Here is a 13,825-nt window from a genome sequence, read left to right as displayed (position 1 = left end):
GGTCTGCCTCGGGCCGCCGCGGGCCGTCTCAGGTCGTGCCCGGGCCCGGCCCGATGTCGCCCGAGGTGGGCGGGGCCTGCCGGCGGTCGGGCGCGTCCTCGAGACCGGGGGCGGGCGCGGTGTTGATGCGCGGCAGCGCGTAGGGATGCTCGCGGCGCAGCCACGCCACCAGTTCCTCGCGCACCACGCAGCGCAGCGTCCACACGTCGTCGGGGTCCTTGGCCGTCACCAGGGCCCGTACCTGGATGGTCGACGGCGTCGTGTCGGTGATCACCAGGCTCCAGGCCCGCCCGTCCCACTCGGGCACGCCCTTGAGCAGCCGGTGCAGGTGCTCGCGCATCAGGTCGATGGGGGCCGCATGGTCCAGGTGCAGGTAGACCGTGCCGGTCATCCGCGGATTGCCGCGCGACCAGTTCTCGAAGGGCCGGCCCGTGAAGTACGACACCGGCATGGTGATCCGGCGCTCGTCCCAGGTCGTGACGACCAGATAGGTCAGCGTGATCTCCTCGACGGTGCCCCACTCGCCGCCCACCACGACGGTGTCGCCTATGCGCACCATGTCGCCGAAGGCGATCTGCAGCCCCGCGAAGAGGTTGCCGAGCGTGGACTGCGCGGCCACACCGGCCACGATGCCGATCAGGCCGGCCGAGGCCAGCATCGAGGTGCCCACCGCCCGCATGCCGGGGAAGGTCAGCAGCATCGCCGCGACCGCCACCACGCCCACCACCGCCGTGACGACACGGCGGATCAAGGTGACCTGCGTGCGTACCCGGCGCATGCGCGCCGCGTCCCGCGCCCCGGCCGCGTACCGCGCGTACCCCGCCTCGACCACCGCCGTGGCCAGCCGCGCCGCCAGCCATGCGCAGGCGCCGATCAGCACCAGCGTCAGCACCTGGCCCACCACGGTCTCCCGGTAGGCGGGCATGCGCAGCGAGGTGTAGCCGCCGCGCAGCAGCGCCGCGCACAGCACCAGCCGCAGCGGCATGCGGCAGCGGCGCAGCAACGGCCACAGCGCATCCTCGGGGTGCCGCTCGGCGATCCGGCGGACGATCTGGTCGGCGATCCAGCCGACGACGAGCGTGACGAACAGCGCGCCGCCGACGACCGCGAGGGGACGCAGCACGTCCTCCATGGGCCTTCAGCTCCTTCCGGCGACCTGCCGGGGCGCGTCCCTGCCACGACCGTAACTGGCACGATGGGGACACGCGATCCAGCAGTTAAGGAAGTGACCACGTGACAACCTCGGACCAGGACTCCCCTACCACGATCCTGCTCTTCCATTCGGCCTACGGTCCGCGCCCGGCCGTACACGCCGCGGCGGACCGGCTGCGCGCCGCCGGGTACGAGGTGCACGTACCGGACCTCTACGAGGGCCGCACCGCCGACACCGTCGAGGACGGCATGGAGATCAAGGACGAGATCGGCCGGGAGGAACTGCTGCGCCGCGCCGTCCGGGCGGCCGCCCCGCTCTCGGCCCGCGGCCTGGTCTACGCCGGCTTCTCGCTCGGCGGCTCGATCGCGCAGAACCTGGCCCTCGGCGACGAGCGGGCCCGCGGCCTGCTGCTCCTGCACGGCACCTCCGACCTGCCGGAGGACGCCTCGGTGGACGACCTGCCCGTGCAGCTGCACGTGGCCGACCCCGACCCGTTCGAGCCGCACGACTGGCTCAACGCCTGGTACCTGCGCATGCAGCGGGCCGGCGCCGACGTGGAGGTCCACCGCTACCCGGGTGCGGGCCACCTGTTCACCGACCCCGACCTGCCCGACTACGACGCCGAGGCGGCCGAGGACGCGTGGCGGGTCGCCCTGGGCTTCCTGGCGGAACTGAAGGGTTGAGCGCGTAAGGGGCGCAGGGCGGTGCCGATCTGCGGTTGCCGCCGCTTGGGCGCGACACGGCAGCCCGTCTGCGGGTGCGTCGTGGCTTGTCGCGCAGTTCCCCGCGCCCCTAAGGGGCGCCGTGGCTGGTGCAGTGCCCCGTCAGGGGCGCGGGGAACTGCGCGATCGGCCACCGACGGCCCGCAGTCGACGCACCGCCCCGCGCCCCTGGCGGGGCGCCGTGACGAAGGTCAGCTGGGCGGCAGTTCCAGCGGCTCCGGGTCCTTCGGCGCGAACAGCGCCGTCAGCCCCAGGTGCACGGCCATCGCCGCCAGCGGCCAGGCCAGCAGCATGCCCTTGGCCGCCAGCTTCAGCGGGGCGTCGAAGACCACGCCCTTGCCCACGGCCTTCGCGTGGGCGACCACGTCCTGCGCGGGGCCCAGCCACACGCCCAGCCGCCAGCCGATCAGCGAGGCCAGCAGCGAGCCGACCGCGAGCGCGACCACGACCGCGATGCCGCCCACTCGCCGCACCCACACCACCGCCGCGGCGCTGAGCGCGCCGAAGCCCACGCCGAGCAGCCCGAACCAGCCGTCCGCGCCGATCGCCTGCTCGCCCTCGGTGTTCCTCAGGTACACGGCCTTGCCGTCGGAGATCAGCGGCACGCGCGGCGCCAGCCACACCCACAGCAGACCCAGCAGCACACCGCAGACCGTCACCGCCGCCAGCACGACCGCCGCCGTCCGCAGCTCGGCCCGGGCCTCGGCCCGGGCGGCCTCGCGGGCGGCGTCGTCGTGCGGGGCCGGCGGGACCGGCGGGGACGCGGGGGCGGGCTCCGGTGCCCGGTCGTGACCGGCGGAGGGGTCGCCCGGAGGGGTCAGTGGTGCGCTCACACGGCCATCGTGCCAGGCCCCGGCGCCGGCTCCACCGGCAGGAGGGTCCTCGCGGCGCGTCACCGCACCGCCGCCCGCCGGTAGGCCCAGGTGGCCACGGCCAGCGACAGCACGCCGACGCCCGCGCACACCCCCAGGTCGACGGCGATCAGCAGCCAGTCGGGGCGCGCGTCGAAGCTGTGCGCCAGCGCCTCCACGCCGTACGTCGACGGCAGCAGGTCACGGGCGTAGGCGATGGGGGCCGGCAGGTGGGCGGCCGGCAGCACGCCCAGCAGCAGCGCCGCCGACATGCCCAGCTGGCCGCACAGCGTCGCCAGCTCCTGGCGCGGCGCCAGCAGGCCCAGGGCCGCGCCCAGTCCGGACAGGGCCGCGCCCGACAGCGGGATCACCGCCGCCAGCACCCACAGGTGCCCCAGCGGCAGCCCGAACAGCACGCTGCCCACCACCGCCGTCACCACGGTGCCGGGCACGGTGAACGACGCGTACGCGCCCGCCGCGCCCAGCACCACCGCGGCGGGCGGCACGGGCAGCGTCGCGTAGTGGTCCAGGCCGCCGCTCGCGCGCAGCTGGCCGAAGTACTGGGCGAGCAGGTTCAGGGCCACGAACGCCACGACCAGCACGCTGGAGCCGGCCACCACCGCCCGTGCCGCGTCGCCGCCGTCGACGACCCCGCGCATCAGGACCATGATCCCGACCGACTGGAAGGTCGCCACGAACAGCAGCGGGATCCGGGCGACCCGGGCCCGCGAGAGCTGGGCGCGGTAGACCGCGGCCAGCGCGGGCAGCAGGCGCGCGGCGGGCGCCAGCGGGAAGGCCGCCTCGCCCTCGGGCCGCGGCCGGCCCTCGCCCTGGACCCGGACCCGACCGGACACCGCCTCGGCGGACACGGCACTCAACGGCGACAGCTCCTCTTCATCCCTTCACCAGCCCCTGCGAACGGTCGCCGCCCAGCGCCAGGTAGACGTCCTCCAGGCTCGGCGTGGCGAGCGTGAAGTCGTCCAGCGCGGCGAAGGCCGGGCCACCGGTGACCGCGGCCACGGCCGCACGGGCGTCCGCCGGGGCCAGCCGCAGCGACCAGCGGCGGCCGGTCTCCTGCGCCGCCTCGCGCAGCGCCGCCACCTCCGGCACCTCCAGCGGCGGCTCGGCCCGCCAGACCAGGTCCACCCGGACCTCGTCGCCGACCAGCTGCTTGAGCCCGGCCGGGGTGTCGCAGGCGATGATGCGCCCCTCGTCCAGCACGGCGACACGGTCGAGGACCGTCTCCGCCTCGATCACATTGTGGGTCACCAGCAGCACCGTGGTGCCGCGCTCGGCACGCCGCCGGTCCACGGCCGACCACACCGCGCGCCGGGCCACCGGGTCCATGCCGGTGGTGGGCTCGTCCAGGACGAGCAGCGCTCGCTCGCCCACCAGGGCCGCCGCGAAACAGGCCAGGCGCCGCTGCCCGCCGGAGAGCTTCTTCAGCGGGCGGGCGGCGATCGCGGCCAGCCCCAGCTCGTCGAGGACCTCGTCGCGCTCGGCGCGGGCGGCGCGCAGTGACAGCCCGCGCAGCCGGCCCGTGGTCTCGGCGGCCAGCGCGACGGTCAGTTCGTCCAGGGCGGTGGAGGACTGCCCCAGGTACCCGATCAGGCGCGCCGCCCGCTCGGGGTGGCGCACCAGGTCGTGCCCCAGGAGGTCGATCGTCCCCTCGTCGGGGCGCAGCAGGCCGGTCAGCTGGCGCACCAGCGTGGTCTTGCCGGCGCCGTTGGGGCCCAGCAGCCCGAAGATCTCACCGCGGCGGACGTCGAGGTCGACGCCGTCGGTGGCGCGTACGCGGCTGCCGCCGCGCGCGGTGGGGTACGTCTTGACGAGGCCGCGTACGGTGCACGCCAGGTCGCCTGCGGCTCGCTCCGTTCTCACGACCAATGAGGGTACGCGCCCCACCGGCACCGACTCGCCGCAGGGGCGCCTAGCGCCTGTCCGGCGGACCGTGCGGTGCGCCCCGTAGGGGCGCGGGGAACTGCGCGATCGGCCACCGACGGCCCGCAGCCGAAGGCGCCACCCCGAGGCCCGGGCGAAGCACGGCACCCCGTCTGCGGGTGCGTCGTGGCTTGTCGCGCAGTTCCCCGCGCCCCTGAGGGGGCGCCGTGGTACCGCGTTCGCGCGGGCGCTCAGTCGGTCGCCGGGGCGTGTTCCGCGGCGGTGCGGGTGTCGATCTCGCGCCAGAAGCCGGCGCGGATCGCATAGCGGTCGCGCTCGTCGATCTGGTCGTCCTTGTGCGCCAGCAGCCCGAACCGCGCCGCGTACCGCAGCAGCTCGCCGTCGATGCGGTGCGGGATGCGCGGGTACTCGGTGGACAGATGCTGCAGGTGCAGCGGGTCCGTGAGCCGCTCCGCCCACCGCCGGGCGAAGACCTGGCCGACTTCGAAGGGGTCGCCGCCGACGGTGGTGATGTCCTCCTCGCGGTCCGCCCACCGCTGTTCGGCGCTGGTGAGCAGGGCCAGGGTCGGCAGGGCGGCGGTCTCGGGGGACTCGGCCTGGCCGTTGCCGCCGCGGTCCACAAGCCCCTTGTCGGAGGACCAGCGCAGGGTGGCGGTGGGGGTCACCACCGGAGTGCTGCCGTTCGCAGCGCCGTTGCCGTTGCCGTTCGCCGGGCCGCGGCCGAGGCCCGCGAGATCCTTCGGCGTGGGCACTCCGCGCGCGGCGGACGGCGCGGTCGCCGGGCGCGAGCCGTTGCGCTCGGCGGCCGGCCGCTCGTTCTCGGCGGCGTCGTCCGGCGGGCCCGAGGAGGAGGCGGTCTCGGGCAGCGGCGCGGCGAGGATCGCCGCGATCTCCGGACGCGGCACGGGCGGCGGCGCGCAGGGCCCCGTCAGCTCCTTGGGGCGGACGGCCCGGGTGATCCAGGTGCGGTCGAGCACCCGCCGTTCGTCGGCCTCGGCGACCAGGTCCTCGGACTGGTTGTAGTCGCCGTCGGCGGCCTGGACGGCCCACAGGTGGACGGCGACGCCGTGTTCCTTGGCGGCCATCAGTCCCGGCAGCAGGTCGCCGTCACCGGTGACCAGCACGATGTCGGAGCAGGCGCGGTTGCGGGCGAGTTCGGTGAGTTCGGCGTGCATGGCCGCGTCGACGCCCTTCTGCGCCCAGCGGCCGTCGCTGCGGGTCAGGGCGCCCAGCCGCACGGTGACCCGGGACATCACCCGCAGCCGGCGGTGTTCGGGTTGGGGGACGCGGTCGGGGGCGCCGTCGAACCAGTAGATGCGCAGCAGTGGCCGCTGGGTGTCGGCCTCGGCGCGCTCGCGCAGGCCCTGGATGAGGGTCGTGTGGTCGACGGTGATGCGGGAGCGCGCGGGTTCGCCGGCCAGCAGGCTCGCGGCGGCGCCCAGCAGATACCCGGCGTCCACCAGGACGACGCAGCGGTCCACGTTCCACCCTCTTTCCTTGCGGCATTCGAGTTCAGAAGTGCGGTCGCCCCCCGGCACCGTCGTGCCCCGGCCTCCTGGCTTTCCCAGGAGTCTGCCCGACCGCGCGGGGGTTATCAGCCCGAACTGGATCTTCGGCGTGGCGGATACGCGCATGGGGTGACGGACGCGCCGGTCACTCACGGTTATTGCCCGAAATGCGCCGTTCGGCGGTGCGTGCGAGGGTGGGCGCGAGGGGGCGACACCCGTGATCCGGAGGCAGAGCGGCATGGCCAAGAACAGGAAGCAGGACCGGAGCCAGCAGCGATCGAGCGCGGCCGAACGCGGCTCGCAGCAGGCCAGGAGCTCCTCGATCGAGTCGCAGTCCGAGCACCGGGCGTCCCAGGTCACCCCCGCGGACCTGGCCCGGAAGGGCAAGCAGCGGCGGTTCGGTCACAACTGACAGGCGCTTGGATGCGATTGAGGGGCGCGCCCGTGTCGTACGGGCGCGCCCCTCATGGCGTCGGGGTGCGGCTCAGCCGGCCAGGCAGGACGGGCCGAGCAGCTGCTTGAGGTCGCCGAAGAGCGCCGGGTCGGGGGTGACCCGGTGCCGGTCCAGGCGCAGCAGGGTGGTCTTGCGGGCGCCCTGGAGCTTGATGCGCACCTCGGTGGAGCCCTTGTGGTGGGTGAGCACCTGGCCGAGCCGCTCCACCAGCGGCGGGGTGACCTTGACCGTGGGAATGGTGATGATCACCGGGGCGTTGCTGCCGGCGTTGGACAGGTCGGGGACCATCAGCTCCATGGCGACCAGGCGGGGGATGTCCTCGCGCTTGTCGAGCCGGCCCTTGACGAAGACGACGGCGTCCTCGACGAGCTGGGTGGAGACCAGCTGGTAGGTGGCGGGGAAGAACATGCAGTCGATGGAGCCCGCCAGGTCCTCGACGGTGGCGATGGCCCAGGCGTTGCCCTGCTTGGTCATCTTGCGCTGCAGGCCGGAGATGATGCCGCCGATCGTCACGATCGCGCCGTCGGCGTGCTCGCCGCCGGTGAGCTGGGCGATGGCGGCGTCGGCCTTGTCGTTGAGGACGTGCTCGATGCCGAAGAGGGGGTGGTCGGAGACGTAGAGGCCGAGCATCTCCCGCTCCTGGGCGAGCAGGTAGGACTTCTCCCACTCGACGTCGGAGAACTCCACGTCCAGCCCGAAGCCCACGCCCTCGTCGGTGCCCTCGTCGCCCATGCCGCCGAAGAGGTCGAACTGTCCCTCGGCCTCCTTGCGCTTGACCTGCACCACGTTGTCGATCATCTGCTCGTAGTGCGCGGTCAGGCCCTTGCGGGTGTGGCCCATGGTGTCGAAGGCGCCGGCCTTGATCAGCGATTCGACGGTGCGCTTGTTGCAGACGACGGCCTCGACCTTGTCGAGGAAGTCGGGGAAGGAGACGTACTTCCCCTTGGACTTGCGGCAGCGGATGATCGAGTCGACGACGTTCTGGCCGACGTTGCGCACGGCGGTCAGGCCGAAGAGGATCACGTCGTCGCCCTGGGCCGCGAAGTTGGCCTCGGACTCGTTGACGTTGGGCGGCAGCACCTTGATGCCCATGCGCCGGCACTCGTTGAGGTAGACCGCCGACTTGTCCTTGTCGTCGCGCACCGAGGTGAGCAGGGCCGACATGTACTCGGCGGGGTAGTTCGCCTTGAGGTAGGCGGTCCAGTAGGAGACCAGGCCGTACGCGGCGGAGTGCGCCTTGTTGAAGGCGTAGCCGGCGAAGGGCACCAGCACGTCCCACAGCGCCTGGATGGCCTCGTCGGAGTAGCCCTTCTTGCGGGCGCCCTCCTGGAAGAGGACGAAGTTCTTCGCCAGCTCCTCGGGCTTCTTCTTGCCCATGACGCGGCGGAGGATGTCGGCCTCGCCCAGCGAGTACCCGGCGATGATCTGGGCGGCCTTCTGCACCTGCTCCTGGTAGACGATCAGGCCGTAGGTGACGTCCAGGACCTCCTTGAGCGGCTCCTCCAGCTCCGGGTGGATCGGGGTGATCTCCTGCTGGCCGTTCTTGCGCAGGGCGTAGTTGGTGTGCGAGTTCATGCCCATCGGGCCCGGGCGGTACAGCGCGGACACGGCGGAGATGTCTTCGAAGTTGTCGGGCTTCATCAGCCGCAGCAGCGAGCGCATGGGGCCGCCGTCGAACTGGAAGACGCCGAGGGTGTCGCCGCGCTGGAGCAGCTCGAAGGTCGTGGGGTCGTCGAGCGGCAGGCTCAGCAGGTCGATCTCGACGCCCTTGTTGGCCTTCACCATCTTGACGGCGTCGTCCATGATCGTCAGGTTGCGCAGGCCCAGGAAGTCCATCTTCAGCAGGCCGAGCGCCTCACAGCTGGGGTAGTCCCACTGTGTGATGGTCACGCCGTCGGTGTGCCGGACCCAGACGGGGACGTGGTCGGTGATCGTCTCGCTGGACATGATCACGCCGGCCGCGTGCACACCCATCTGCCGCACCAGGCCCTCGACGCCGCGTGCGGTGTCGATGACCTTCTTGACGTCCGGCTCGTTCTCGTACATCGCACGGACCTCGGCGGCCTCGCTGTAGCGCGGGTGCTGGGGGTCCAGGATGCCGGAGAGCGGGATGCCCTTGCCGAGGACGTCGGCGGGCATCGCCTTGGTGATGCGGTCGCCCATGGCGTAGGGGTAGCCCAGGACGCGGGCCGAGTCCTTGATGGCGTTCTTGGCCTTGATCGTGCCGTAGGTGCCGATCATGGCGACCTTGTCCTGGCCGTACTTCTCGGTGACGTACCTGATCACCTCGGCGCGCCGGCGCTCGTCGAAGTCGATGTCGACATCGGGCATCGAGATGCGCTCGGGGTTGAGGAACCGCTCGAAGATCAGACCGTGCGGGATGGGGTCGAGGTCGGTGATGCCGAGGGCGTACGCGACGATCGAGCCGGCCGCGGAGCCACGGCCGGGACCGACGGCGATGCCCTGGTTCTTGGCCCACATGATGAAGTCGGCGACCACGAGGAAGTAGCCCGGGAAGCCCATCGAGATGATCGTGTCCATCTCGTACTCGACCTGCTTCATGCGGTCCTCGGGGATGCCGCCGGGGAAGCGGCGGTGCATGCCCCGCATGGTCTCCTCGCGGAACCAGGTGACCTCGGTGTAGCCCTCGGGGATGTCGAACTTGGGCATCAGGTTCCGGAACTGGAACATGCCCTCGGTGTCGACCTGGTCGGCGATCAGCCGGGTGTTGGCGCAGCCCTCCTGCCAGGCGTCCGAGGAGTCGATGGCGTACATCTCCTCCGTGGACTTCAGGTAGTAGCCCGAGCCGTCGAAGCGGAAGCGGTCCGGGTCGGAGAGGTTCTTGCCGGTCTGGATGCACAGCAGGGCGTCGTGGGCCTCGGCCTCGTGCGCGTAGGTGTAGTGCGAGTCGTTGGTGACCAGGGGCGGGATGCCGAGCTTCTTGCCGATCTCCAGCAGACCGTCGCGGACGCGGCGCTCGATCTCGATGCCGTGGTCCATCAGCTCCAGGAAGTACCGGTCCTTGCCGAAGATGTCCTGGTACTCGGAGGCGGACTTCAGGGCCTCGTCGAACTGGCCGAGGCGCAGCCTGGTCTGCAGCTCGCCGGAGGGGCAGCCGGTGGAGGCGATCAGCCCCTCGGACCACTGGCTGATGGTCTCCTTGTCCATACGGGGCCACTTCGTCAGCCAGCCCTCCTTGTAGGCGTCCGAGGACAGCCGGAAGAGGTTGTGCAGGCCGGTGGCGTTGGCCGCCCAGATCGTCTTGTGGGTGTAACCACCCGAACCGGAGACGTCGTCGCGCTTCTGGTGCGGCTGGCCCCACTGGATGCGGCGCTTGTTGCGCCGGGACTCGGGGGCGACATACGCCTCGATGCCGATGATCGGGGTGATCCCGGCCTTCTGGGCGGAGTGGAAGAAGTCGTACGCGCCGTGGAGGTTGCCGTGGTCGGACATGGCGATGTGTGTCATGCCCATCTCATTGCAGGCATTGAACATGTCCTTGAGCCGCGCGGCACCGTCCAGCAGGGAGTACTGGGTGTGGACGTGCAGGTGCGTGAAGGGCGGCTTGTCGGCCACGGTGGAAGACCTCCGGCGGGAGCAGGCAGCGGGCGGGACAGCTTCGAAGGTTACCGGCCCCCACCGACAGCCGCGGGCACGCGGCGGTAGCCTCACGCGTTGAACGGCGGGCGCACATGCGTCCGCCCCATGACCCTCCCCGGCCCCCGCCGGGGTACCCGCACCAGGAGGACCAGCGATGGCGCTCGAGCACGACCGGGCCGCCCGGCGGGGCGAGGAGATCCTCGCCGTCTTCGACACCGCGTTCGGAGAACTGCTGGCGGCCGACCCGGCCGCCTTCCGCGTCAAGTTCCGGAAGATGGCCGCCTCCGCCTTCGCCTTCTACCGGGGCACGGCCTGCCTCTTCTACAACGACCTCGCCCACGAGCGGGACGCCGGCCCCTACCTGGACGACCGCACCTCCCGCGTGTGGATCCACGGCGACCTCCACGCCGAGAACTTCGGCACCTACATGGACGCGGGCGGCCGCCTCGTCTTCAACGTCAACGACTTCGACGAGGCCTACGTCGGCCCCTTCACCTGGGACCTCAAGCGCTTCGCCGCCTCGGTCGCCCTGCTCGGCCACGCCAAGGCGCTCAGTGACGACACCATCACCGAGCTCGTGGGGATCTACGCCGCCGCCTACCGCGAGCGCATCCACGCCCTGGCCACCGGCGCCAAGGATGACGAGATCCCCCCGTTCACCCTCGACACCGCCGAGGGCCCCCTCCTGGCCGCCCTGCGCGAGGCCCGCGCCCGCACCCGCTTCGGGCTGCTGGCGACCATGACCGAGATCCGCGAGCACGACCGCCGCTTCCTCGACGGCGACGGCTCGATAGCGCTCGACGCCGCCACCCGCTACAAGATCCTCGCCGCCTTCGACGGCTACCTGGAGACGCTGCCCGGCACCAGCCTGGCCCGCCCCGACTCCTACCGCGTCAAGGACGTCGTCGGCCGCCGCGGCATCGGCATCGGCAGCGCCGGCCTGCCCTCGTACAACATCCTCCTGGAGGGCAACAGCGACGCCCTGGAGAACGATGTCGTCATCTACATGAAGCAGGCGCAGACCCCCGCTGTCTCCCGGCACATCACCGACCCCGCCGTGCGCGCCTACTTCGAGCACGAGGGACACCGCACGGTGGTCTCCCAGCGCGCCCTGCAGGCCCACGCCGACCCGTGGCTGGGCTGGACGGAGCTGGACGGCGCCGGTCAGCTGGTCGCCGAGGTCTCGCCCTACGCCGTCGACCTCGACTGGTCCGACATCGACGACCCCGCACAGATGGCCGCCGTCGTCGCCGACCTCGGCCGGGCCACCGCCACCATGCACGCCGCCGCCGACGACACCAGCGGCCACTCGCTGGTGCCCTTCTCCACCGAGCGCGCCATCGATGCCGTCATCGCCGCCGACGAGGCCGGCTTCGCGCAGCTGCTCACCGACTTCGCCCACACCTACGGCGCCCGGGCCCGCGAGGACCACCGGATCTTCGTGGACCTCTTCCGCAACGGCCGGATCCCGGGCCTGTAACCGGGGGCTTTGGGGCCGGCCGCAGGGCATGACAGACTCTCGCACCATGGACATATCGGCGGCACGGCCGCGGGCACTGCGTGCGGCGCTGTTCACAGCGCTGTGCGTCATGCTGTCCGCCGCCTCCCACGTGCTGCTGTCCGGCCGTGCCCTGCCGCCGGCCGCCCTCGCCGGCGCCTTCGCCGGCGTCTTCGCGCTCGCCTACGCCCTGGCGGGCGCCGAGCGCGGCTACTGGCGCATCGCGGCCCTGCTCGTGCCACTGCAGCTGGCCTCCGCCGCACTGTTCACCGCAGGCCAGGACACCTGCTACGGCCGCCCCGGGCACGCCGGGCCCGGCGCGCTGACCTGGCTGTGCAGCGGCAGCATGGGCGGCCCGCTGGCCGGCCTCGCCGCCCCCGGCACCGGCCCCTGGCTGGTGCTGGCCGGGCACGTCGCCATCGGCCTGCTCGCCGCCCTGTGGCTGCGGCGCGGCGAGGCGGCCGTCGCCCGGCTGCTGCGCGCCGCCGCGGCCGCCGCCTTCCGCCCGCTGCTGCTGGCCGTCGCGGTGACCGCCGCCGCGGCCGCCTGGCTGCGCGCCCGCCCGGTCGTCCGCGGCAGCCGCCGCCCCGACCCGCGGCGGCCCCGGCTCCTGCCCCTCCTGCACGGTGCTTCCCGGCGCGGTCCGCCGGTCCTGCCCGCCCTCGGCTGACCCACGCCCCGGGCACGACCGGACGGACCACTACACGCACCCGCACCACGGAGAAGCAGCATCATGAGCAACCGCAACAGCTGGGAGAACAAGCAGACCGCCCGCGAGCGGCTGCGCGCCGAACGCGAGCGCCAGGCGAAGAAGGACAAGGCCCGCCGCCAGCTCCTCGTCGGCGGCGCGGTCGTCGGCGTCCTCGCCATAGCCGCCGGCATCGGCGTCTTCGTCGCCAAGTCCTCCGACGGCAGCGGCGGCGGCAACAGCGGCGAATGGGCCTCGGCCGCCAAGAAGACCCTGGTCAAGCCCGCCAACACCGCCGGCGACAACGGCACCGAGATCGTCATCGGCAAGAAGGACGCCGGCCACACCCTGGAGATCTACCAGGACATGCGCTGCCCGATCTGCTCCACCTTCGAGCAGAACGTCGGCGACACCATCGACAAGGACGTCAAGGACGGCACCTACAAGGTCTCGTACCACATTGGGACCTTCCTCGACCGCAACCCGCAGATCAGCGGCACGGGTTCGAAGAACGCCCTCAGCGCGCTCGGCGCCGCCCTCAATGTGAGCCCCGAGGCCTTCAGCGCCTACAACAAGGCCCTGTACGCCAAGGCCAACCACCCCGAGGAGACCAAGGACGACTTCTCCAAGGACGACGTCCTGCTGAAGGTCGCCCGGCAGGTCCCCGCCCTCAAGGGCAACGCCGCCTTCGAGAAGGACGTCAAGGAAGGCACCTACGACAAGTGGGCGCTGACCGTCTCCGACGAGTTCGACAAGCACAAGGACGTCACCGGCACCCCCACCATCAAGCTCGACGGCAAGAAGCTGACGGTGAAGACCCCTTACGGCGACGGCGCCCCCAACACCCCCGCCCAGTTCAGCTCCCTGGTCGCCGAGCAGATCAAGAAGTAGCCCCCGGCCGGCCGTGCGCATCCCGCACGGCCATCGATGCCGGAACGTGACACGGCGGCCCGGGACAGCCCGTGGCCGCCGTGGCACACTCGCCCGCATGGAGGGGACGGGCGGGGTGTTGCGAGGGGTGCGCGCGGGGGTGTTCACCGCCCTGTGCCTGACCCTCTCCGTCACCTCCCACGTCCTGCTCTCCCGGCTGCCGCTGCCGCTGACCACCGTCAGCGTGGTCGCGGCCGCGTACTTCGCCGTGGCCTGGGCCCTGGCCGGCCGCGAACGCGGCTACGGGGCCATCGCCACCCTGCTCGTCCCCCTGGAACTGGCCGCCGACACCCTCTTCACCAGCGGCCAGCACACCTGTTACGGCCCCGCCGGCGGACCGGTCACCGGCCCCCTGCACTCCATGGGCGTCGACCTCGTCTGCCGCGGCGGGGACGTGGGCGCCCCGCCGGCCGTCCCCACGGCGAGCACCGCCGCCCCCTGGCTGCTGCTCGCCGCGCACCTGGCCGCCGGCCTGCTCGCCGCCGCCTGGCTGCGCCGCGGCGAGGCCGCCCTGGCCGG

12 protein-coding genes are annotated in these 13,825 nt (G+C 72.4%); 6 read left to right on the top strand and 6 right to left on the bottom strand.

The features are described from left to right. Positions 1-28 precede the first annotated feature (28 nt). Positions 29-1,132: a mechanosensitive ion channel family protein gene (locus tag AC27L3_RS27810; RefSeq protein ID WP_487236828.1), complete on the bottom strand. Its 1,104-nt coding sequence runs from the start codon at positions 1,130-1,132 to the stop codon at positions 29-31. Between the two features lie 101 nt (positions 1,133-1,233). Between AC27L3_RS27810 and AC27L3_RS27805 the strand changes: the two genes are divergently transcribed. Beyond that, complete coding sequence (locus tag AC27L3_RS27805) at positions 1,234-1,836, top strand: dienelactone hydrolase family protein (RefSeq protein WP_487236827.1); 603 nt, start codon at positions 1,234-1,236, stop codon at positions 1,834-1,836. 230 nt (positions 1,837-2,066) lie between these two features. On the opposite strand, the gene AC27L3_RS27800 is transcribed toward AC27L3_RS27805, so the two are convergent. From AC27L3_RS27800 to AC27L3_RS27785, 4 genes are all read right to left on the bottom strand, one after another. After that, a complete protein-coding gene (locus AC27L3_RS27800; RefSeq protein WP_487236826.1) occupies positions 2,067-2,708 on the bottom strand; it encodes a hypothetical protein in 642 nt (213 codons plus the stop codon). Positions 2,709-2,767: 59 nt separating this feature from the next. Continuing rightward, on the bottom strand, positions 2,768-3,604 hold the full coding sequence (locus tag AC27L3_RS27795) for an ABC transporter permease (protein ID WP_487236825.1): 837 nt from the start codon (positions 3,602-3,604) through the stop codon (positions 2,768-2,770). A 16-nt stretch (positions 3,605-3,620) separates the two neighbouring features. Continuing rightward, positions 3,621-4,607: an ABC transporter ATP-binding protein gene (locus AC27L3_RS27790; RefSeq protein ID WP_487236824.1), complete on the bottom strand. Its 987-nt coding sequence runs from the start codon at positions 4,605-4,607 to the stop codon at positions 3,621-3,623. A gap of 251 nt (positions 4,608-4,858) precedes the next feature. Continuing rightward, positions 4,859-6,109 carry an NYN domain-containing protein gene (locus AC27L3_RS27785; protein ID WP_487236823.1) on the bottom strand — a complete coding sequence of 417 codons (1,251 nt, stop codon included), beginning with the start codon at positions 6,107-6,109 and terminating at the stop codon, positions 4,859-4,861. A 265-nt stretch (positions 6,110-6,374) separates the two neighbouring features. Here AC27L3_RS27785 and AC27L3_RS27780 point away from each other — a divergent pair, with 265 nt between their 5' ends. Continuing rightward, positions 6,375-6,548 carry a hypothetical protein gene (locus AC27L3_RS27780; protein ID WP_487236822.1) on the top strand — a complete coding sequence of 58 codons (174 nt, stop codon included), beginning with the start codon at positions 6,375-6,377 and terminating at the stop codon, positions 6,546-6,548. 72 nt (positions 6,549-6,620) lie between these two features. Here AC27L3_RS27780 and dnaE read toward each other — a convergent pair whose 3' ends face one another. After that, on the bottom strand, positions 6,621-10,166 hold the full coding sequence (dnaE, locus tag AC27L3_RS27775) for a DNA polymerase III subunit alpha (RefSeq protein WP_487236821.1): 3,546 nt from the start codon (positions 10,164-10,166) through the stop codon (positions 6,621-6,623). A 178-nt stretch (positions 10,167-10,344) separates the two neighbouring features. On the opposite strand from dnaE, the gene AC27L3_RS27770 reads away from it, so the two are divergent. The 4 genes from AC27L3_RS27770 to AC27L3_RS27755 all read left to right on the top strand — a co-directional run. Beyond that, on the top strand, positions 10,345-11,670 hold the full coding sequence (locus AC27L3_RS27770) for a DUF2252 domain-containing protein (RefSeq protein WP_487236820.1): 1,326 nt from the start codon (positions 10,345-10,347) through the stop codon (positions 11,668-11,670). Positions 11,671-11,716: 46 nt separating this feature from the next. Beyond that, entirely contained in the window at positions 11,717-12,358 is a 642-nt protein-coding gene (locus AC27L3_RS27765; RefSeq protein WP_487236819.1) for a hypothetical protein, read from the top strand. Positions 12,359-12,421: 63 nt separating this feature from the next. Beyond that, on the top strand, positions 12,422-13,267 hold the full coding sequence (locus AC27L3_RS27760) for a thioredoxin domain-containing protein (protein WP_487236818.1): 846 nt from the start codon (positions 12,422-12,424) through the stop codon (positions 13,265-13,267). 97 nt (positions 13,268-13,364) lie between these two features. Beyond that, on the top strand, positions 13,365-13,825 hold a 461-nt coding region (locus tag AC27L3_RS27755; protein WP_487236817.1), incomplete at its 3' end, for a hypothetical protein.

Source organism: Streptomyces sp. PKA51, assembly GCF_057552455.1.
Note: the sequence above shows the minus strand (reverse complement) of the source record. Positions and strands in the feature narration are given on the sequence as shown.